The sequence below is a fragment of the Pseudomonas sp. MAG002Y genome (assembly GCF_019400845.1).
GTDB lineage: Bacteria > Pseudomonadota > Gammaproteobacteria > Pseudomonadales > Pseudomonadaceae > Chryseomonas > Chryseomonas luteola.
In genome coordinates this window covers 157,945-178,928 of sequence record NZ_WOEJ01000010.1, presented here as the reverse complement: position 1 = coordinate 178,928, position 20,984 = coordinate 157,945, and the positions used below count along the sequence as shown (strand labels likewise).

20 protein-coding genes are annotated in these 20,984 nt (G+C 56.7%); 11 read left to right on the top strand and 9 right to left on the bottom strand.

Annotated elements, in window-relative coordinates; all coding sequences use genetic code 11:
* Positions 1 to 12 precede the first annotated feature (12 nt).
* Both GM154_RS15885 and GM154_RS15880 read right to left on the bottom strand, forming a co-directional pair.
* Positions 13 to 678 carry a 4Fe-4S dicluster domain-containing protein gene (locus GM154_RS15885; protein WP_010798270.1) on the bottom strand — a complete coding sequence of 222 codons (666 nt, stop codon included), beginning with the start codon at positions 676 to 678 and terminating at the stop codon, positions 13 to 15.
* A 197-nt stretch (positions 679 to 875) separates the two neighbouring features.
* Positions 876 to 1,619, bottom strand: coding sequence for an SDR family oxidoreductase (locus GM154_RS15880; RefSeq protein ID WP_019365713.1), 744 nt, complete (start codon positions 1,617 to 1,619; stop codon positions 876 to 878).
* A 220-nt stretch (positions 1,620 to 1,839) separates the two neighbouring features.
* Between GM154_RS15880 and GM154_RS15875 the strand changes: the two genes are divergently transcribed.
* The gene (locus GM154_RS15875) at positions 1,840 to 2,964 is read left to right on the top strand and encodes a metallophosphoesterase (RefSeq protein ID WP_219652756.1); all 1,125 of its coding nucleotides are present in this window, start codon (positions 1,840 to 1,842) and stop codon (positions 2,962 to 2,964) included.
* Here GM154_RS15875 and GM154_RS15870 read toward each other — a convergent pair whose 3' ends face one another.
* The 4 genes from GM154_RS15870 to GM154_RS15855 all read right to left on the bottom strand — a co-directional run bounded on the left by GM154_RS15870 (position 2,965) and on the right by GM154_RS15855 (position 5,638).
* Positions 2,965 to 3,240 carry a hypothetical protein gene (locus tag GM154_RS15870; protein WP_010798273.1) on the bottom strand — a complete coding sequence of 92 codons (276 nt, stop codon included), beginning with the start codon at positions 3,238 to 3,240 and terminating at the stop codon, positions 2,965 to 2,967. It lies immediately after the preceding gene.
* Between the two features lie 346 nt (positions 3,241 to 3,586).
* Positions 3,587 to 4,345, bottom strand: coding sequence for a molybdopterin-dependent oxidoreductase (locus tag GM154_RS15865; protein ID WP_219652755.1), 759 nt, complete (start codon positions 4,343 to 4,345; stop codon positions 3,587 to 3,589).
* Positions 4,338 to 4,961: a cytochrome b/b6 domain-containing protein gene (locus tag GM154_RS15860; protein WP_219652754.1), complete on the bottom strand. Its 624-nt coding sequence runs from the start codon at positions 4,959 to 4,961 to the stop codon at positions 4,338 to 4,340. The genes GM154_RS15865 and GM154_RS15860 overlap by 8 nt, the downstream gene beginning before the upstream one ends.
* A gap of 53 nt (positions 4,962 to 5,014) precedes the next feature.
* A complete protein-coding gene (locus tag GM154_RS15855; protein ID WP_219652753.1) occupies positions 5,015 to 5,638 on the bottom strand; it encodes a hypothetical protein in 624 nt (207 codons plus the stop codon).
* Positions 5,639 to 5,777: 139 nt separating this feature from the next.
* Between GM154_RS15855 and GM154_RS15850 the strand changes: the two genes are divergently transcribed.
* On the top strand, positions 5,778 to 6,473 hold the full coding sequence (locus GM154_RS15850) for a heavy metal response regulator transcription factor (protein WP_150347424.1): 696 nt from the start codon (positions 5,778 to 5,780) through the stop codon (positions 6,471 to 6,473).
* Complete coding sequence (locus GM154_RS15845) at positions 6,452 to 7,888, top strand: heavy metal sensor histidine kinase (RefSeq protein ID WP_308460614.1); 1,437 nt, start codon at positions 6,452 to 6,454, stop codon at positions 7,886 to 7,888. The genes GM154_RS15850 and GM154_RS15845 overlap by 22 nt, the downstream gene beginning before the upstream one ends.
* Positions 7,889 to 8,081: 193 nt before the next feature.
* Here the strand turns inward: GM154_RS15845 and GM154_RS15840 are convergent, their stop codons facing one another.
* Complete coding sequence (locus GM154_RS15840; protein WP_219652751.1) at positions 8,082 to 8,702, bottom strand: flavin reductase family protein; 621 nt, start codon at positions 8,700 to 8,702, stop codon at positions 8,082 to 8,084.
* A 59-nt stretch (positions 8,703 to 8,761) separates the two neighbouring features.
* Here GM154_RS15840 and GM154_RS15835 point away from each other — a divergent pair, with 59 nt between their 5' ends.
* Positions 8,762 to 9,235, top strand: coding sequence for a 3'-5' exoribonuclease (locus GM154_RS15835; RefSeq protein ID WP_219652750.1), 474 nt, complete (start codon positions 8,762 to 8,764; stop codon positions 9,233 to 9,235).
* A 98-nt stretch (positions 9,236 to 9,333) separates the two neighbouring features.
* Here the strand turns inward: GM154_RS15835 and GM154_RS15830 are convergent, their stop codons facing one another.
* Complete coding sequence (locus tag GM154_RS15830) at positions 9,334 to 11,565, bottom strand: TonB-dependent siderophore receptor (protein ID WP_219652749.1); 2,232 nt, start codon at positions 11,563 to 11,565, stop codon at positions 9,334 to 9,336.
* Positions 11,566 to 11,904: 339 nt separating this feature from the next.
* Between GM154_RS15830 and GM154_RS15825 the strand changes: the two genes are divergently transcribed.
* Positions 11,905 to 12,561, top strand: coding sequence for a DUF4198 domain-containing protein (locus GM154_RS15825; protein WP_219652748.1), 657 nt, complete (start codon positions 11,905 to 11,907; stop codon positions 12,559 to 12,561).
* Positions 12,562 to 12,631: 70 nt separating this feature from the next.
* Here GM154_RS15825 and kdgR read toward each other — a convergent pair whose 3' ends face one another.
* Positions 12,632 to 13,420, bottom strand: coding sequence for a DNA-binding transcriptional regulator KdgR (gene kdgR, locus GM154_RS15820; RefSeq protein ID WP_219652747.1), 789 nt, complete (start codon positions 13,418 to 13,420; stop codon positions 12,632 to 12,634).
* Between the two features lie 266 nt (positions 13,421 to 13,686).
* On the opposite strand from kdgR, the gene GM154_RS15815 reads away from it, so the two are divergent.
* The 6 genes from GM154_RS15815 (at position 13,687) to GM154_RS15790 (ending at position 20,983) form a co-directional block, all read left to right on the top strand.
* On the top strand, positions 13,687 to 14,673 hold the full coding sequence (locus tag GM154_RS15815; protein ID WP_219652746.1) for a sugar kinase: 987 nt from the start codon (positions 13,687 to 13,689) through the stop codon (positions 14,671 to 14,673).
* Positions 14,674 to 14,676: 3 nt separating this feature from the next.
* Positions 14,677 to 15,888 carry a D-mannonate dehydratase ManD gene (gene manD, locus GM154_RS15810; protein ID WP_219652745.1) on the top strand — a complete coding sequence of 404 codons (1,212 nt, stop codon included), beginning with the start codon at positions 14,677 to 14,679 and terminating at the stop codon, positions 15,886 to 15,888.
* A 125-nt stretch (positions 15,889 to 16,013) separates the two neighbouring features.
* Positions 16,014 to 17,045, top strand: a complete 1,032-nt coding sequence (locus tag GM154_RS15805; protein WP_074826405.1) for a Zn-dependent oxidoreductase — start codon at positions 16,014 to 16,016, stop codon at positions 17,043 to 17,045.
* A gap of 84 nt (positions 17,046 to 17,129) precedes the next feature.
* Complete coding sequence (locus tag GM154_RS15800; RefSeq protein ID WP_010798287.1) at positions 17,130 to 18,419, top strand: MFS transporter; 1,290 nt, start codon at positions 17,130 to 17,132, stop codon at positions 18,417 to 18,419.
* Positions 18,420 to 18,429: 10 nt separating this feature from the next.
* On the top strand, positions 18,430 to 19,533 hold the full coding sequence (locus GM154_RS15795) for an Ldh family oxidoreductase (RefSeq protein ID WP_219652744.1): 1,104 nt from the start codon (positions 18,430 to 18,432) through the stop codon (positions 19,531 to 19,533).
* Positions 19,526 to 20,983, top strand: a complete 1,458-nt coding sequence (locus GM154_RS15790; RefSeq protein WP_219652743.1) for a mannitol dehydrogenase family protein — start codon at positions 19,526 to 19,528, stop codon at positions 20,981 to 20,983. The genes GM154_RS15795 and GM154_RS15790 overlap by 8 nt, the downstream gene beginning before the upstream one ends.
* Position 20,984 lies beyond the last annotated feature (1 nt).

Below are 20,984 nucleotides of genomic sequence, written 5' to 3'. Positions count from 1 at the left end.
ACGCAAGCGTGTTCAGGTAGGCGTACCGAGCTCCGCCCACGTATCGATCTCGTAGGAATGCGGGTCGTGGTTGCGTCCGTGTGGCAGCTTGGTCTCGATGGTACGAGGCGCAACGCGATCCAGTCCTCGATAGAGCACTTGCGGCTGAGTGGCCTGTTCAGGCTTGAGGCTGGCCAGCTCGGCTCCGCGCTTCTGGTAGAACTGCGCGACAGGGCTTGCTGCATCGCTGATATCACCAAAGACCAGTACGCCGGTTGGGCAGGCTTCGACGCAGGCAGGCTGCATGGCCTGTTCCAGGCGGTGGCTACAGAAGTCGCACTTGTCGGCGACCCACTGGACCGGATCAATGTGCAGGGCGCCGTATGGGCAAGCGGTCACGCAGCTGCCCCAGGTATCACACGTATCCACGTTGATTCGAACAATGCCGTCCTTGCCCTTTTCGATGGAATGCGTAGGGCACGCCTTGATACAGGGTGCATCGGCGCATTGCATGCACAAGGCCGGAAGAAAGCTGCGCTGTGTGTGAGGAAATTCGCCTTGGTCGTGGTAATAGACCTTGGTTCTGAAGTGGCCAAGTTCCACTTGGTTTTCGACCTTGCAGGCGACCGAGCAGGCATGACAACCGATACAGCGCTCCAAATCGATTGCCATGCGCCATTGGGGGGAGATGTCCTCCATACCAAACCTTCTAGTGTTATTTATAAGTGATTCGTGCACTGGAACGTCTGGTCTGATCCAGACGAAACGGGCAGTCTCAGTCAGGGCGTAAGCGGTAAAGGCGGAAATTGTGGCACAGCTAGGCAGGACGTCAAAAAACTGATGGTGTAGCGCAGGGCGAAACAGGGTCTTGCAGGCAAGACCCTAGTGGAGCAGTGTCAGTAGTCCTGAAGCGTAGGACGGAAGAGAATCTCGTTGATGTCTACATCATCCGGCTGGCTCATGGCATAAACGACGGCTCGCGCGAAGGAGTCGGCGGGAATAGCGATTTCATAGAATTTGCGGACGTTTTCAGCGACGTCCTGCTCGGTGATGCTGTCTGGCAGCTCTGTAGCAACTGCGCCTGGAGAAATGATGGTGGTGCGGATGTTGTAGGGCTTCACCTCCTGGCGTAGTCCTTCGGAGATGATGCGTACGGCATGCTTGGTCGCAGAGTAGACCGTACTGCCAGCGCGCACCTTGTGTCCGGCTACTGACGATACGTTGATGATATGACCGGCCTTGCGCTCGGACATGTGGGGCAGTACCGCAGCAATGCCGTAAAGCACACCTTTGACGTTGACGTCGATCATGCGGTCCCAGTCTTCGATCTTGAGCCGCTCAAGCGGGGAGTGCGGCATGAGTCCTGCGTTGTTCAACAGGGTGTCGACGCGGCCATAGGTGGCGATGGCTTTTTCGACCAGTGCCTTGACCTGTGCGCTGTCGGTGACGTCAGTCTTCATGGCAAGCGCCTTGCCGCCGTTGCCATTGATTTCATCAGCCAAGGCCTGGATACGCTCCAGGCGGCGCGCGCCCAAAACAACGGTTGCGCCCATCTGACTTAACTGTCGGGCCGTTGCCTCGCCCAGCCCGCTACTGGCACCGGTAATCACAACGATCTTGCCTTCAATGTTGTTGCTCATGGCCTGTCTCCTTTGGGTTTAAGCCTTGGATAAAGAACAACGCGAACGGGCATAGGTTCTATGAAGTCTCCTACAGGCCAGGCAAACAGAAGGCCGGTCGTTTGTTGCAACCATGGAACCGGTTTCTATCAGCGGCTTTCTGCTGGTGTGCTGCCTATAACGCGGTTATGTTTCCGCAACGTTGTGGTCTTACCTGAATGCTCTAGAACAGGATCTTTAAATGTTTCGCTCACGCTGGACGATGCCGGTTATCCTGATTTTGCTTCATGTTTATGTCGGCGTGACGCTGATTCCCCATCTGCCGCTTAACGATGTAGGGCAGTTGCTTGCCGCGCTTTTGCTGGCGCTGTCCTGCTACCTGGTGCCATTAGGGTTTCGCTCGCGCAGTTTGCGCATGCCCTGGCTGGCCTGGGCAGGTCTATTGGCTATGGGAATATTTTCCAGCCTTGCCGTGCTAAGCCTGTTGCGCGGTGTATTGATCGCTGTGCTCATGTTATTTCCTGGCGCGCTGTCCGAGGCGGTCACAGAACGCTCTGCCGAGGCAGTCATAGGTCTGGTGCTGCTTTTCACGGTGCTGGGCGTCTTCAATGCACGACGAATTGCAAACGTCGTTGACGTTGAATTACCCGTCGAAGACCTGCCGGAAGCCCTGGAAGGTTTTACGATCGCTCAGATCAGCGATATCCATGTTGGCCCAACAATTCACCGGTCTTATATTTCTGCCATCGTTCAGCGGGTGAACCGTCTTGAGGCCGATGTCGTCGCGGTAACAGGGGATCTCGTCGACGGCTCTGTAAAGCAGTTGGCCGAGCACATTCAGCCACTGGCCGAACTAAAAGGCCGTTACGGTGTGTACGTGGTGACAGGCAATCATGAGTACTACTCAGGTGCTTTGGAGTGGGTAAGCCACTTGAAACACATGGGCCTCAGGGTGCTGCTCAACGAGCACGTGGTGATTGCTCACAACGGGGCTGAGCTGGTGCTGGCGGGAATTACGGATTATTCCGCCGGAATGTTTGTGCCGCAGCACAAAAGCGATCCGCAGGCGGCGCTCCAGGGTGCGCCGAACAACGTGCCCAAGGTTCTTCTGGCCCATCAGCCACGCTCAGCAAAGCTGGCAGCCGAGGCGGGGTTTGATGTTCAGCTTTCCGGACATACCCATGGAGGGCAGTTCTGGCCGTGGATGCATTTTGTGCGTTTCCAGCAGCCGTGGGTGGCCGGTATCCATCGGCTGGGGAGGCTTTTTGTCTATATCAGCCGGGGCACAGGTTATTGGGGACCTCCGATTCGCTTTGGTGCGCCCTCGGAAATCACCCGCATACGACTGGTCTCGGCGCGTCGCTGATTACTTATCGGACGTGGCGGTTGCTGGCGTAACCGCTGCATCCAGGAACAGAAGTGATCCGCTGAAAGACACCGCCATGAACAGGAACCAGGATACTTTACGCAGCATCCAGATAATGATGTCGCTGCGGTTATCTGCACTGTTCAGCATCAGATGATGCGTTTTGAAGGGGTCGAAAAAACCTAGCAGGCCGAACAGTGCCAGCGTGCCGCAAAACAGGAAGACTAGCGCAAGTGCGTAATAGCGCGCGTTCTTCGAGGCGAGTAAGTTGTGCATGAAATAACCTTTGAAAAGACATTGGATAAATAAGGCCCGGTCGGTCTTTTCAGCAACAATGCTGCGCTCTTGTTCAGGAGCGGCATGATTGGTTTATCAGGTCTGAAAGCTCGATGCCCATATGCTCTATGGCGGCACGGCTGTCCGATACTTGAATCGGGCCGTCGACGTACGACAGGTTCAGACCTGGTCGATGCCAGCCTAGGCGGTATTGGGATTGTTCTAGGAATAAGGGCGTTAACCCGTACAAGCGCAGCATGACGCTGAAAAGAGGCGTACCGGCGCAAAGGCAAATACGGTACGCATCATATGGCTGGCTCTTAATATAAGGGCAGAATGCTGGGTTTCAAATACCGCTGAACCAATTGTAGCCCTGATCTTCCCAGTACCCTCCCGGGTATTGGTTGGTTACAAACAGCTCGCCAATATGCTTGGGGTTCTTGAAGCCCAGCTTGGTGGGTACGCGCAGGCGAAGCGGGTAGCCGTAGTCGGGCGGTAACGGTGTCTTGCCAAAGTCTAGTGCCAGAAGGGTTTGTGGATGAAGGGCAGTGGCCATGTCGATGCTGGAGTAATAGCGGTCGGCACACTTGAAGGCAACATACTTTGCCGTGGTGTCAGCACCGATGTGTTCGAGAAAGGTCTTGAGCGGTACGCCACTCCACTGACCAATGGCACTCCAACCTTCGATACAGATCAGCCGGGTAATGTCGCTGCGCTGAGGAAGTCGCCGCAGCGCTTCCAGCGTCCAGGGCTGCTTCTTTTGTACGAGCCCCGAGACCTCAAGGCGATAATCGCTCAGGTCTACATCAGGAACGTTGTATTCAGGGTAAAAGGCGTTGAACGGAAAAGGATGAGTGATCTGGTCTTCCCGGTAGACCGGCGCCAGACGCTGGCCGCCAAACAACCAGGCCTGAACCCGATCATTCCAACGGGACAGGGCCCAGAGCACCTTGTCTACCTGATCGCCATCCTGCAGATTACAGCCGGTCAGCATGGCCATGGCGCCAACGGTAAGACCGGAGCGCAGGAACAGTCGACGCTGCAGGTTAACCACTTGTTTATGCTGCGCTGGCTCAAGGTGAATTCTGGTTTTGCGCTCACTCATGATGCGTTTCCTTGGCCCGACCGGTGATCATCGGAAGAAAGGTGCGAGGGACAAGCATGACGAGGACAAGGTGGACAATCACAAAACCGCCGATCCCAGCCATAGCAAGAAAGTGAACATAGCGTGCCCGGTCAAATCCACCGAGCAGAGTGGCCAGGGCCTGCAACTGTACGGGCTTCCATATTGCAAGACCTGACAGTACGACCAGAACGCCCATGGCCAGTACAAACCAGTACATCAACCGCTGTACGGCGTTATACGTCCCGAGTCGATGGGCTAACCGAAGGCGCAGCGCATCCATGAGGTCCTGGCGAAAGGTCTGGACGCCTATGGGCAACAAGTCCCGACGAAAGTGTCGGCTGGCGAGGCTGTACAGCACATAGAGGGCGCCATTGATCACTAGGACCCACATGACCGCGAAATGCCAGGCAATGGAACCGCCCAGCCAGCCGCCCAAGGTAGCCCAGTTCGGAAAGGCGAACCTGAATAGCGGTGAGGCGTTGTAGATACCCCATCCGCTCAAAAACATGCAGGGCATGGCAAGGGCGTTGATCCAGTGAGTTAGGCGTACCGGCCAGGCATGCACCAGCCGCCGCGTGGTAGTCGGATGCGTCATGGGTCATCTCCGATAGGAGGGTAGGCGCACCGCTCCGGTGCGCCTCAGCTGGACTACATGGGTGGGGTGTAGCCGTCTTTACCGATCGCAACACCTTTGGCGGTTTTGCCATCAGCATCAGGAAACAACACGACCTTAGTGCCAGGCTTGAGTTCGTCCGCCTTGCCGTGTTCTACATAGGCAATCGGCACATCTTCAGGCACATGCAACTGCTTTTCGCCGCCCTTGTACTGCACTGTCAGGGTGCGGCCGTTGGCATTCTTGAGTTCTCCAACAGTACCGTTGGTCATGGTACCGGAAGAGCCATCAGCGTTTTCCCATCCGTAATGGCCTTCGCCAGTACCCCGCAGGCTAGCTTCAAATACGGTGACTTCCAGTGCCTTGAGGCTGCCGTCCGGCTGCGGAATGGCGGCGGAACCTACAAAGCTGTTGGGCTCGATCGCGTCCAGTTTGGCCGGAGAGACCAGGCGATAAGATGTCTTGTCAGTCAATGCAACCGACAGGTGTTGGCCATTGCGAGTGGTGAGATTCAGCATATTGGATTGCACGGCATCTACCGTTCCGCGAACCGGCTTGACGGTAGGCATGGCGGCGCCGGCGGGCGTGGCGGCATGGGCAAGCAACGTGCTGCCCAGCAATAAGGTACCTAGGGCAGTGGATAACAGATTCTTGGTCATGGGCGAATCCTTCTGGGATAGGTTGCAGGAGCCATGCTCGCGCAGGGAAGGGGTCATAAAGATGACGGGCGAATGACAAAAATGTAATCCACCGTCGTCGTCGTGCTCGTTAGAATTGACTGATCGCAGGAGAGCAACTGTGCACCTATTACTGATTGAAGACGACACGAAAACCGGCGAGTACCTGAAGAAAGGGCTGGGTGAGTCCGGCTACGCGGTGGATTGGGCCCAGCATGGAGCGGACGGTCTGCACATGGCGCTTGAGCATCATTATGACCTGATCATTCTGGACGTCATGCTGCCTGGCATCGACGGTTGGCAGATCATGGAGGTGCTGCGCAAGAAGCACGACGTGCCCGTCCTGTTTCTTACTGCTCGCGATCAGGTGCAGGACCGTATCCGCGGCCTTGAGCTGGGCGCGGATGACTATCTGGTCAAGCCGTTTTCGTTTACCGAGCTGGTGTTGCGCATCCGTACGTTGCTCAGGCGTGGCGTTGTCCGTGAGGTCGACCACTACCACCTGGCAGATTTGGAGCTGGATCTGCTCAGGCGGCGCGTTACGCGGCAGCAGCAGGTGATTACGCTGACCAACAAGGAGTTCGCATTGTTGCATCTGCTGCTGCGCCGTGAAGGTGAGGTGCTCTCGCGTACTCTGATCGCGTCGGAGGTGTGGGACATGAATTTCGATAGCGACACCAATGTGGTGGATGTGGCCATCAAGCGACTACGCAGCAAGATCGATCAACCCTATCCCATCAAACTTATTCATACGGTACGCGGCATTGGCTACGTCTGTGAGGCTCGGCCATGCGCATCCGAAGACAGCCCTCTCTAACCCTTCGGGCAACTCTGGCCTTTGCGGTTGTCGCCATGCTGACCGTAGGCGGCGTGGGCGTTTATCTGTACGGCTCGTTGAAACACACGCTACTGGAGCGCAGTGATTATGCCGTACTTGGGCGGGTCGACCATTTTCGCAAGCTGTTGAGGTATGACCTGAACCTGGCGGATCTGCAGCGCAATCCGCAGCTGTTCGAAAACATGCTGGGTAATGAGGAGGATGTCTTCATCATCAGCCAGCAGGGGCAGCCTATCGTCATGGTCAATCCCAAGCAGGCCATACTGCCGGATTTGCCTATGGTCGGCAGTGACGAGTCATTGAGTCTGGATGACCTGCGCAGTGGCGTTGCGCCGAACAATATTCCCCTGCGCGCAGCGGCAGCTGAAGTCCGTTCCGGGGATACCTCGGTTCGTGTCGTGGCGGCTCATCTGCTGGTCAAGGAGATGGCCATGCTTGATACGTTCCGTGAGCGCATCCTGGGCGCTGTAGTGCTGGCGTTTCTGCTGACGGCTATCCTGGGTTATCTGTTGCTGCGCAGGGGGTTGCTGCCTATTCGTGAAATGGCTGCCCATGCTGCAACAATCACACCCGCGCGATTGAACAGTCGACTCGAGCCCGCCAATACGCCCAAGGAGCTGGATCAACTCACCACGGCGTTCAACGGTATGCTGGATCGGCTGGCAGATGGTTATCAGCGTCTGGTGCAATTTTCAGCGGACCTTGCCCACGAGATTCGCACGCCTATCGGTTCGCTGATGGGGATCTGCCAGGTTACGTTGCAGCAACCTCGCTCTCTGGATGAGTATCAGAGTGTGATCGCCTCCAATCTGGAAGAGCTGGAGCGTATTTCACGCATGGTGGAGAGCATTCTGTTTCTGGCCCGCGCCGATGATGCACAGGCGGTACTTGATTACAAAACCCTGGCGCTCGCGGACGAGCTGGAGCGTGTAGCGGACTATTTCGAAGGGCTGGCCGAAGAGCGCGAGCTGCGGCTCAGCACTGAAGGCGACGGGAAATTGGAAGCTGATCCGCTGATGGTGCGCCGTGCGCTGAGCAATCTGGTTGCCAACGCCATTCGATATGCGGACAAAGGTTCCGTTATCCATATCCGTACACTGCAAAAAGGACAGGAGCAATGGATCCAGGTAGAGAACAGCTGCCCTATGCTCGAACCTCGTCAGCTGGAGCGCTTGTTTGATCGGTTCTACCGAGGTGATGCGGCACGGCATGGCTCGGAATCCAACGGGCTTGGACTGGCGATTGTAGCAGCCATCATGCGTCTGCATGGGGGAAGTGCAAGCGTCGAGCAGGATGAGCATCGGCACATTTGCTTTACCTTGCGCTTTCCCCATGTGGCTCCAAAGCGCGAGTCCATACTGACGGCACCTATGGCAAAAGGCTTACACGGATAGAAGTCGGTTGGCGCTAGGCCTGCATGCAGCATCTGCGTAATCTACACACATCGGAATGCAGCGCAGGAAGCGCTCATCGCACCTCAAGGACGACGACCACGCCAGGATGGCAACTTGACAGGATGTTGAGTAAGGTCGACGAAACCCCGCCAAGCGCGGGGTTTTTCGTTTGCGCTGAATAATTATTGGGTATTTATTTCGGCCGGTACATCTTGAAGAGCTGCGCTTCGGTAATCTCGAAATAGTCTGCCGGGCCACCCCCGCGCAGGATGGGCCGTGCTGCCGCTGTCTGGTAGACCCCATCGACCAGGAGGGATTTGTCGATATGCACGCCCACCACCTCTCCCAGCACCAGCCAGCTTTCTACCTTGTCACCGGCCGCGGTTTGCAACTGGATCAGTTGGGTGAGCTTGCATTCGAAAGAAACCGGCGTTTCGGCCACGCGCGGCACTGAAACAACGCGTGAAGGTGCAGTGCTCAACCCGGCCAGCTCAAATTCGTTGACCTCCGGCGCTACCGCTGCACAGCTGGTGTTCATCTGTTCCGCCAGTGCGCGTGTCGCAAGGTTCCAGCAGAACTCACCCGTCCGCTCGATATTACGTACGCTATCCTTATAGCCAATGCTGGAAAAGCCGATAATAGGGGGTACGTAGTTGAAGGCGTTGAAGAAGCTGTACGGCGCTAGGTTCAGCTGCCCTTGCTCATCGTGAGAGGAAATCCAGCCAATAGGCCGGGGTCCGACAATGGCGTTGAAGGGGTCGTGGGGCAGGTCATGGCCCTTGGCGGGTTCGTAGAAATGAACGTGATCAGACATCGACGGCCTCTCCTGACTAAATAATTGCATACTGACACACACCAGCCCGGGGTGACGCAATGCCATTTGCTTTTCTTGATACAGAGTTCACTAGTCTTACCGCACACGCCAGACTGATTTCGCTGGCGCTGGTTGTTCCAGACGGCCCCGAGTTCTATGTTGAATTGCCGCAGAATTGGGACCTTGCAGACTGCTCTGACTTTGTCATTGAGATTGTGCTGCCGCAGCTGGACCCTGTGCAGTATGGCATGAGCGTGCCGGACGCCAGGGATGCGCTATGGCAGTTTCTATCCCGCTTTGATGAAGAGGTCATCGTGTGTTGTGATGCGCCACTGTGGGATTGGGAGTTCTTCAGTCAACTGGCATATCGCTATGGCAAGTGGCCTGCCAATGTGCGTAACGCGCCCCGTAATAGCTATGACCTGATACCCGATCTTGCCGAGGCAATTGCTGAAGAGCAGGTGCCTCACCACGCACTGCTGGATGCGCGTCTGGCGGCCACGCAGTACCGCATTGCGACCAGCCGGGGCTAGGCCGCAAAACGACCTGATCGCTACGCAAGTAGATATAGCCCATTGTGAGGCGAGGTTAGCGCCACTGCTTGATGCTCAACCTCGCTCCGGCGGAGCTGTCACCACTGATACGTTGCGCTCAACTGCGCCGTACGCTGCGAACCGTACCAGCACCACGAATACGAGTAGCAGGTGGTGATGTATTCCTTGTCCGTCAAGTTGGTTACATTCAGCGCCAGCCGCAAGTTGTCGGTAGGGCTATTGATGTGGCCGATGTCATAGTGGATGGCGGCATCAAACAGCGTATAGCCGGATACTTTTAACGTGTTGGCGGCATCGCCCCAAGAGGAGCTGACGTAGCGTACACCGCCGCCTACACCAAGACCTTTAACCGGCCCCTCATGAAAAGTGTAATCGGCCCAGGCGGAAGCGGTATGGCGAGGCAGGCCGTAAGTGGTCGTGCCTTCCACGGGTACCTCGGGACCGTTTGCAACACCCGTCACCCCAGGGGCTCTGTTGGTGGTGTTGTTGGATTTTGTGATCCGGTTGTCGAGGTAGGCGTAGGCGGCAGTGATGTCCAGATTATTGGTCAGGCTGGCTTTGCCTTCAATCTCCAGGCCACGGGACTGGACTTCGCCATCCTGTACCTGGCACCGACTGCCGTTGCACAGGTGCGTTGGGTCTGGATCGAGCGTCGGTACGTTGGTCTTGCGAAGATCAAACGCTGCGATGGTGATAAAGCTGTTGCTCCCAGGCGGTTGGTATTTGATTCCGATTTCGTACTGCTTGCCTTCCGATGGCTGAAAGAGCGAGCCGCCATAGAGCGTGCCCGACTGCGGCTCGAACGACTCCGCATAGCTTACATAAGGTGCGAACCCATTATCGAACAGGTAGACCAGCCCCAGACGTCCTGTAAATGCTTCGCTGGACTGCGAACTTTTGGCTTTTCTGCCGGTGCTGAGGGTGAGTGTGCTATTGCTGGTACCTACCCAGTCGTATCGTCCTCCCATTAGCAGGACCCAGCGGTCCCAACTTAGGTGATCCTGTAGATAGAGACCTTTCTGCTCACTGCGCTGAGTCGCGTCGGTCGAGAAGGCAGGATAGCGATCGATACCGGTATAGACAGGGTCGAAGATATCCAGGCTACTGCCTTTTCCATAACCGGCCTTGGTATCGCTGCTGGTGTTCTGATAGTCAGCACCCAGTAACACGGTGTGCTGTAACGGGCCCGTACCAAACTTGGCCTGGAGTTGGTTGTCGAGGGCGTAGGCGTCAATGTCTACATCGGTTGCAATGGTGCTGCGGCTCATCGTGCGGTAGTCAGCTGCCAGAACGGATGCATTGTACAAGCTGCGGTAAATGCCCTCGCTGCGCAGGTAGCGAGCGTTTTGCCGTACAGTCCAGGTATCGTTGAAGTGATGTTCGAACTGATACCCGAGCGAGTAGTACTCACGATCAGACTTTTCAAACTCCTTGTCACCGTCGTAAAAGTCGACCTTGATGCGCCTGCCGGTTGGACTATGCAGTGCTGAGCCGTAAGCGGGAATGGAGCCGTAGGAGCCCCCTTTGGGATCCCGCTGGAAATGGCCCAGCAGTGTAAGGGTCGTGTTCTCCGAGGGGCGCCAGGTGAATGACGGTGCAATGGACTGTCGACGTACTTCGGTGTGTTCGATCTGGCCATCCGCATCGTCATAAAGACCCAGCAGGCGGTAGGAAAACTCTCCTGCGTCGTCCAGAGGACCGCTGAAATCCAGCGTGGTCCGCTTCTTGTCAAACGTGCCTATCTGAACACCGATTTCATGGTAGGGCGTATCCAGGGGACGCTTGCTGACCAGATTGATCACGCCTGCCGGGCTGGATTGTCCATAGAGTACCGACGCAGGCCCTCTTAGTACCTCTACACGCTCCAGATCAAAGGCATCTTCCTGAGGAAGGGCATCCCGGCTGCCGGGCATGCGCAGCCCGTCTAGGTAACTACCTGGTGAAAACCCCCGAATGGTCAACTGGTCCAGGCGCGAAGCGGTAGCGCCACGACTTTCCGGAATGACGGCCGCGGTGTAACGCAGGATCTGATTAAGGCTCTGTGCATCCTGAGCCTGCATCTGATCACGGGTAATGACCGAAATGGACTGCGGTGTCTCGATTAATGAGGCATCGGTCTTGGTAGCCGTAAGGCTGCGATTGGCGACATATCCACTCACCGGCCCTGTAGGACTTTCATCCAGCGATTCCTCGCTGATTTCGGTAGCGTCCAGTTCAAGGGCAGCCTCTTGTTCAGCCGCATTTATGGGTGAGGCAAGCAGGGTCACGCAGGCAACGATAGCGCAAGATGAAGCAGTAGAGCGGTACATACAAGTCCTTTGTAGATAAGCGCTTAAGTACAACCACAGCTAATAGCGCGAGGGGGGAGGCTTTCTATCTACCTGATAATCTATATCAGTTGAGAATATGTATCAAAAAAGAAAATATCTCATTACAAATTAGCCATAAGGCTTTATCGACGTAACGGGATAGGATGGATGTGAGGTAAGGGCTAAAGAGGTCAAGCAGGCGGAAAAACGCTTCTCATCAGTGATCTTTACATGCTTTATGTACTGCTGCGCGATACATGAAAGCGGTGCAACCGGTGCGAATTTCTTTTGCCAATGTGGTGAAGGGGCGCTTCCAATAACCTTCAATAAGGAAAACCTGTGGTGATACTTAGAAACGCTCTGCTCTGTATTGGTCTTGGTAGCGTTGTACTTAATTCAAGTGCGCATGAACTCTGGCTTGAGCGGGATGCAAGTGGCCCTATACGTGTCTACCTCGGCGAGCCGGACGAGGGCGTATTGGAAACCGGCGAGACCATTGCGGCGCTGGCCCCTACCACTCAAGTGTTCACCCATGATCGAAATGCAACGGCAAAGGTTGTAGCACGTGAAGATCATCTGGAGGCTGCAGTAAACGAGCAGGGGGATGTTCGCAGTTATAACGATCAGGTCTGGAAACCTTGGAAGGATGAGCAGGGCCATTATACAGCCGCCTTGATGCACGCTCGTGCAGGCCGCACCGAGACCAAGGCATTGCTGGATTACGAACTCGTCCCTGCTGCTGCAAACAGTAACCGCTTTACATTATTGTTCAAAGGCAAGCCGCTTGCCGCACATGATGTGGTTCTGTTCGATCCAAAAAATCAGGCGCTGAAATTGAAGACAGATAGTCAGGGCGTTGTCGATGTCCCTACCAAGGAGAAAGGTCGGTTCATCTTGGCAAGTGGTTACCAGACGCCTGCGAATGGTTATGAAGTAGCCGGTCAGAAGATGGATAATCTCTATTACGGTACTACCACAAGCTTTATCGTGGATTGACGGCTGCACACTAAATGCGCTGTTACTTCTCCGCTGCTTTCGCTAGTAGCAGCGGAGACACGTCGAACCTTTAGTTAAACATGCTTTCGGGGCAACCCAAGCGGCGCGAAATGACCTGGGCTGTTTTTAGTAATTCCTGAACGTATTCGTCCTTGAGTTCTTCTCTGAAGCGAAAGCAGGGGAAGGAAACACTCATTCCAGCAACGATATGGCCGAAGCGGTCATGGATGGGCGCGGCAAGGCAGCGCATATTCTCTTCGAATTCTTCTTTGTCCTCACCGTATCCCTGGCCGCGGATAAGTGCCAGCTCTTCAAGGTAGGCCTCCAGACTCGACAGGGTATTGGCCGTACGAGGCTGGAAGGTCTCGCTCGCCAAGCGCTTGCGTACATCCTGCTCGTCGCGCCAGGCCATCAGTACCTTGCCAATGCCTGTGCAATAAAGCGGCGCACGCAAGCCGATCCGCGAGTACATCCGCAGGTTGTAGCGCGAGTCGATCTTGTGGACATAAACGATATTGTCTTCATCGAGAATGCCCAGATGCACTGTTTCGCTCGTAAGTTCATTGATGGTACGCATGCCGGGCTCGGCTTCACGTACAAGATCAATATGCGGCAATGCCTTACTGCCCAGTTCGAACAGCCGCACGCTGAGGCGATAACGATCCTCGCTGTCCTGTACGACATACCCCAGCGATTTAAGGGTCTGTAGAAAGCGGTAGACGGTGCTCTTGGACATGTCCAGCTTTTGCGCAATTTCTGAAACGCCACTTTCTTCAGGGCACTGACCCAGCGCTTCCAGAACAGCCATGGTCCGGCTAACCGCGGTTACAGATTCATTATTGGTAGTGGGACTATCCATGCGGGCTCCTCTGCGAACGTTGTTAAGTGTATCTGAATTCCATTTCGAAACAGCGTTTCATTTCTCTTGACGTGCCTTGTTGAATCGCTACACTCGGTTCAATACAGGAATTGAAACCGCGTTTCAATAATGCTGATGTAGGGGCCGCAAGCGTGGAACCCCGCTACAAAAACAAGAAGGCACCAGATAATGCAGGCTATTCCACAGCGGTATCTAATGCCCGTCCAGGCAGACGCGTATGTGACGAATCGGGAGGGGGGCTTCCTATGACGACCCTCTTCAAATCTTTGCCATCTCCGATACGGGTTGCCCTGGTTGGTGAATGCATGATCGAGCTGCAACGCGACAGCGTAGGCACGATTACTCAGGCATTTGGCGGGGATACGCTTAACGCCGCGGTCTATCTGGCTCGGCTATGCCAGTCCACGGCCATTTCGGTTGACTATATAACCGCCATCGGTCAAGACCCGTTCAGCGAGGCCATGTGTCAAACCTGGCAGGCTGAAGGGCTGGGTACACAAAATGTGCGACACCTGCCTGACGCATTGCCTGGTCTTTATTTCATCCAGACTGATGAGCACGGCGAGCGGCAGTTTCTTTACTGGCGTGGTGAGGCGGCCGCCCGACGCTGCTTCGATGGTCATGAATCAGCCCAGACGCTAGCAGCCTTGCTCGACTATGACGTGATCTATCTGAGTGGCATCAGCCTGGCCGTCCTGACTGCCGAAGGCCGTGCACGGCTTCTCGAGACATTGGCCGAGGCGCGCAGGCAGGGCACGCGGATCGTGTTCGATAATAATTACCGTCCCCGACTCTGGCCGGATCGCGCTACGGCGCAGCACTGCTACCAGGCATTGCTGGCGTTGGTCGACCTTGCGTTGATTACTTGGGAAGACGATGTCGAGCTGTTCGGATTCTCTTCACCTGAGGTCTTGTTCCGTACCTATGCCCAGTCAGGCGTTACTGAAATAGTTCTCAAGCGGGGGGAGGCTCCGTGTCTGATCCATACCGGACGGCAGGTTCTGACGATTCCCGGCGAGAAGGCGCAGCAGGTGGTCGATACCACCGCCGCCGGTGACTCCTTCAGCGCAGCATACCTTGCCTGTCGTCTGCAGGGCGGTAATCCTGAACAGGCTGCCCGGTGGGGTCACCGGTTGGCTGTCAATGTCATTCAGCACCGAGGCGCCCTGATTCCGCCTCCCGCCATGCCGGCAATGCCCGCGCTTTCGTATTCCCTAGCTGCCCAGGCTTGAACAATGAAGATAAGAGAAGCCCGCGTTATCGTGACCTGTCCCGGTCGTAATCTGGTCACTCTCAAGATTGTGACTGACGAAGGTCTTTACGGAATCGGCGATGCTACCCTCAATGGCCGTGAGCTGGCCGTGGTCGCCTATCTGGAAGAACATGTTATTCCTGCCTTGATCGGACGGGATGCTCATCGAATCGAAGACATCTGGCAGTACCTGTACCGCGGTGCCTACTGGCGTCGTGGGCCCGTCACCATGACGGCGATTGCCGCGGTTGACCTGGCGTTGTGGGACATCAAGGCCAAGGCCGCCAATATGCCGTTGTATCAATTGCTTGGCGGCAAAAGTCGTGAGCAGGTGATGGTATACGGGCACGCTACTGGCAAGGACATTGAGTCCTGCCTGGATGAGGTAGCCCGACATGTAGAGCTGGGCTATAAGGCCGTCCGAGTCCAATGTGGCATTCCCGGTATTCCCACCACCTATGGTGTAGCCAAGCGCGAAGGTGAGCGCTACGAGCCGGCAGACAGTGACCTGCCGGCCGAACACGTCTGGGACACTGCCAAGTACCTCAAGTATGTCCCCAAGCTGTTTGCTGCGGTTCGTGAACGCTTCGGTGACGACCTGCACATCCTCCACGACGTGCACCATCGCCTGACACCCATTGAAGCAGGGCGTCTGGGTAAGTCGGTAGAGGAATTCAATCTGTTCTGGCTGGAAGATTGTACACCTGCCGAGAATCAGGAAGGTTTCCGCCTGATCCGCCAGCACACCACCACACCGCTGGCGGTGGGTGAGGTTTTCAACTCGATTCATGACTGCCGCGAGCTGATCCAGAAGCAGCTGATCGACTATATCCGCGCCACCCTTGTACATGCCGGCGGGATTACCCATGTCCGGCGCATCGCCGATCTGGCGGCGCTGTATCACGTGCGTACCGGTTTTCACGGCGCAACTGACCTGTCACCGGTATGCATGGGAGCGGCACTGCACTTCGATACCTGGGTACCTAACTTTGGCATCCAGGAGCACATGCCCCATGAGGAGCGGATCGATGAAGTCTTCCCCCACGCGTATCGATTCGAAGATGGTCATTTCACGCCGGGCGAAGCGCCAGGGCATGGCGTAGACATCGATGAAGATCTGGCGGCGCGCTATCCCTACAAGCGTGCCAGTCTGCCGGTAAACCGCCTCGTAGACGGCACGCTCTGGCACTGGTGAGTCATGCTCGACAATGACAACAACAGACGGGTACGCACAATGAACAAACAGAACCGATTGTATGCAGGGAGGCTGCTGGGTAACGCCGGTGCAGCCGTTAGGTCGATCCAGAGGAGTGGCAAACAATGAAAGCTTTTCAGGTACGGGCTCCCCATGAGTTCAGTCTGGCCCAGGTCGAGACACCAGTCGCTGCGCCAGGTGAGGTGGTGGTAGGCGTGGCGTATGCGGGTATCTGCGGTTCGGACATGCATATCATCCATGGGCAGAACGCGTTCGTTCGGTTTCCACGGGTGACCGGACATGAGTTTGCCGGTGTCGTTCAGGAGGTCGGCGAGGGTGTCGAGACGCTGAGCGTTGGCGATCGTGTGTGCGTCGATCCGGTCATCAGTTGCGGCACCTGCTACCCCTGTCGCATTGGCCGTCCTAATGTCTGTACCCATTTGCAAGTGATTGGCGTGCACCGCGACGGTGGTTTCAGCGAGCGCGTCAGTGTGCCAGCGGAGAACGCTCACAAACTGCCAGAGGGGATGCCGCTCAGCCATGCCGCCTTGGTGGAGCCGTATTCCATCGCGCTGAACGTGCTTGATCGCATGCAACCTCAGCCAGGCGACTCTGTACTGGTCTATGGCGCTGGCGTTATCGGGTTGACCATCGTGCAGATGGCGCGCGCCCTGGGACTTACCGACATCACTGTTACCGATGTGATTGATACGCGCCTGCAAACAGCCCGGGCGTTGGGCGCGACACGCACGATCAACGGGCAGGCACAGGATGTGGAGTCTGTCATGAAGGAGCAGACCGGAGGCGAGGGCGTACCGCTCATTGTAGATGCAGCCTGTATTCCTGCGTTGATGCCTCAAATGGTGCGGCTGGCGTCACCCGCCGGGCGGATTGGTCTTCTGGGTTTCAATGCAGCGCCCAGCGACCTGGTACAGCTGGAAATGATCAAGAAGGAATTGACGCTAGTAGGATCGCGGCTCAACAACCGCAAATTTCCACGGGTGATTGAGCTGATGGCGACCGGAAAGCTGAATGCGCAGGATCTGATCAGCCATCGCGTAGCCTTTGACGATATGCCTGAGGCCATTGATCTGATCGAAAGCCATCCTGAGCAGACGCGTAAGGTGTTAGTGGAGTTGATGCACGTGGCGGGTTAACTCGGACGGCCTTAGCCGTCTTTCCAATCGATACGCGCCCACCCGGGCGCCCTCACCGATAAATACAAGAAGCGGGAGGTTTTCATGTTTGGTCAAGGTCGTAGCCTGGTACTCGTCATGCTGTTTCTGGCGGGTGTCATCAATTATCTGGATCGCTCGGCATTGTCTGTGGCGGCTCCGTTCATTCAGAAGGACTTTGGGCTCAATGCCGGCGAGATGGGGCTGATCTTCAGCAGCTTTTTCGTAGGGTATGCAGCCTTCAACTTTGTCGGCGGCTGGGCGGCAGATCGTTACGGCGCCAAAACCACGCTGCTGGTAGCCATGGTGCTGTGGTCACTGTTCAGTGGCTTGACGGTGCTGGCCCTGGGCTTTGCCTCATTGTTCCTGATCCGCGTGCTGTTTGGCATGGGGGAAGGGCCGCTGAGCGTGACGACCAGCAAGATGGTGAACACGTGGTACGCGCCCGATAAGCGAGCACGCGTCTTGGGCGTTTCCATGGCCGGTACGCCGTTGGGTGGCGCCATTTCCGGGCCGGTGGTAGGCATCATTGCCGTCACCTACGGCTGGAAGGAGTCCTTCATCGTCATCATGATCATTGGCCTCGTTTGGGCGGCGGTGTGGTTCAAGTTCATCAAGGCCAAGCCGGACGGTGCGGCAGCACGTGAAATCGAAGAGGGTGAACGGCTCACCGAGATTGCCAACGTGCCGACTCAGCCACTCCGGTATTACCTCAAGCAGCCTACCGTGCTGTTTACGGCGTTTGCCTTCTTCACCTACAACTACACGCTGTACTTCTTCCTGACCTGGTTCCCAAGCTACCTGACCATGGCTCATGGCATGAACGTGAAGGACATGAGCATCGCGACCGTCATTCCGTGGATTCTGGGATGCCTGGGACTGGCGCTGGGTGGCTTCGTGTCCGACTTCGTGCTCAAGAAAACCGGCCGGGTGATGTTCTCGCGCAAGGTAGTGCTGGTGGGGTGCCTGTTGTGCTGTGCGGTCTGCATCGGTTGCGCCGGGCTTGTTTCCACCATGTATAGCGCGGTAGCGCTGGTGGCGCTGTCTGTATTCTTCCTGTATCTGACCGGCGCCATTTACTGGGCCATCATCCAGGATACCGTACCGGCGGCACGGGTCGGTGGAGTAAGCGGCTTCATGCACTTCCTGGCCAACACCTCCGGCATCGTCGGACCAACCGTGACCGGTTTTATCGTCCAGTTTACCGGGGCATTTACTAGTGCCTTCCTCCTGGCAGGTCTTTTGACGGTTGTGGGTGCGCTGTGTGTGGCCCGTTTCGTCAAGCCTATTGCCCCTGTGCAGGCGGAGATGGCGCCATCGGTCGCTACGCCGTCAGTACTGGGCCGTTCCTCGTAAGGAGTTGCAGATGCAGTACACACGTGTAGAACAAGGGGCGCTTGAAGGATTCTGCCAGCAGGTCTTTAGAGCTCATGGTCTCGCCGCACCGGACGCTGAACTCGCTGCCCGAGTGCTGGTGAACTCTGACGCCCGGGGCATTCCTTCCCATGGCGTAGCACGTCTGCCGCGCTATGTGCGAGGGCTCAAGGCGGGCAGTATCCTGACAGATGCCAAGCCGAAGCTGGTTCATGAAACGCCGCTCTCGCTGGTGTTGGACGCCCAGGGTGGTATGGGTACCACGGTCAGCCAGCAGGCCATGGATGCCGTGATTGCCAAAGCCTGCGAGCACGGCGCGGGTTTCGCGACCGTACGCGACTCGAACCACTTTGGTATTGCCGCCTGGTATGCCATGCAGGCGCTGCCCCATGACTTGATTGGCATCGCCATGACCAACACGGCGGCACTTGGCGTCCCCACGCATGGCCGACAATGCATGTTTGGCACCAACCCGATCGCTTTTGCCGCACCGGCCGACAGGGAAAAGGCCTTTGTGCTGGACATGTCGACCACAGCCGTGACGCGCGGCAAGCTGGAAGTCTATGGCCGGCAGAACACACCGTTGCCCACTGGATGGGCTGCGGCACCGGATGGAGGCGATGCCCATGATGCCCCCAGTCTCCTGGAAAGCATGAACATCTATGCAGGCGGCGGGTTGCACCCATTAGGCGGTGCGGGCACCGAGTTTGGTGGCCACAAGGGCTATGGTCTTGCCGTGATGGTCGACATCCTTTGTGGCGCACTGGCGGGGCATGGGTTTGGCAGGCACCTGCACGATACGCCTGGGAGTACGGGGCGAGTGGGGCACTTTTTTGCTGCTTTTCGAATCGACCTGTTCCGTCCCGCGGATGAGTTTCGCCAAGCCATGGATCAGCTCTTGTCAGACCTGCGCACCTCGGAGACTGCCGCAGGGCACGATCAGGTCTGGTACGCGGGACTCAAGGAAATCCAGGCCCAGGAAGCGGCATCGCGTGAGGGTGTGCCGGTTGAGACAGGGGTGATCGAATCCCTTCAAGCGCTGGGGGAAGCCTGTGGCGTTATTCTGGCAGGAATCAAGGAGCCTTCCCATGCGTGAAGTCGAGCGGTATCCCTCAACCTATCCAAAGCCGATCATCGGCATCGTGCATCTGGGCCTTGGTGCGTTTCATCGTGCGCATCAGGCAGTCTACTTGGAGCGCACTCTGGCACGGCATGGTGGCGGAGAGTGGGGTATATGCAGCGCCAACATTCGGTCCAACCGGGTACTTGTCGATCAGCTTAGTGCGCAAGGTTGTCGCTATCACGTGGCCGAATACCGCGACAGTGAGCACGTTGCCTTGCGGGAAATCGCGGCGCTGCAGGAGGTACTTTATGCCGGCGAAGACGGTGAAGATAAAGAAGCCTTGCTCGAACGAATGGCCGACCCGGCGACACGCATCGTAACGCTGACTGTGACGGAAAAAGGCTACTGCTTGAGTCCCGCTACTGGGCAGCTACACGTAGATGACCCCAATATCGCCCATGATATTCGCACGCCCCATGCGCCGCGTACGGCCCCAGGTCTGCTGGTAGAGGCCTTGCGCCGCCGTCATGCCCGTGGGATAGCCCCCTTTACAGTATTGTGCTGTGACAACATGCCGGACAACGGCCAGCGAACACGGCAGGCGGTAACGCAATTGGCGGCTGCCCAAGATGAACGACTGGCCGCCTGGATCAGTCAGGAGGTCGCGTTTCCCTGCAGTATGGTAGACCGCATTGTTCCTGCCATGACTGACGCCTCGTTCGAAACGTTGCGTCAGCTTGGCTGCGAGGACCCGGCAGCCGTTATTGGCGAAGCCTTCAGCCAGTGGGTGATAGAGGATCAGTTTCCTCAGGGGCGGCCCGACTGGGAGCAGGAGGGGGTGCAGATGGTAACGGATGTACGCCCATTCGAAACCATGAAACTACGCCTGCTCAATGGCAGCCATTCACTTTTGGCCTACGTAGGTGCACTGGCAGGTCATACCACGGTGTATGACGCCATGAATGATCCTGCACTGGTCAGACTCGTCCGGCATTACATGAAGGACGAGGCCATGCCGACACTGGAAATGCCGGCAGGAATCGACCTCAACGCCTATGCTGATGATCTGATAGCACGCTTTCGCAACGACAGCCTCCAGCACCGTTTGCATCAGATCGCTATGGACGGCTCGCAAAAGCTGCCCCAGCGCTGGCTCTCCGGCACGGAAGCACGGCTTGCTCAGGGAGGCGGAATCAGCTGCATTGCGTTTGGCGTAGCGGCCTGGATTGAGTACTGCTCCGGGCAGAGCAGCCAAGGGGCGCATGAGGTAAATGATCCGCTGCGTGACACCTTTGCTGAGTTGCATGCGCACCGGCAGGGAGAGGCACTGGTCGAGGCCTTTCTGGGACTTATGGACGTCTTTCCGGCGAGTCTGACCGAGCAGGAGGGGTTCCGGCAGGCCGTGCATCAAGCCTACCGTGTGCTGAGCACCCAAGGTATTGCCGCGGCGCTCGCAGAAGCGACGAACAATAATAATCACTGAG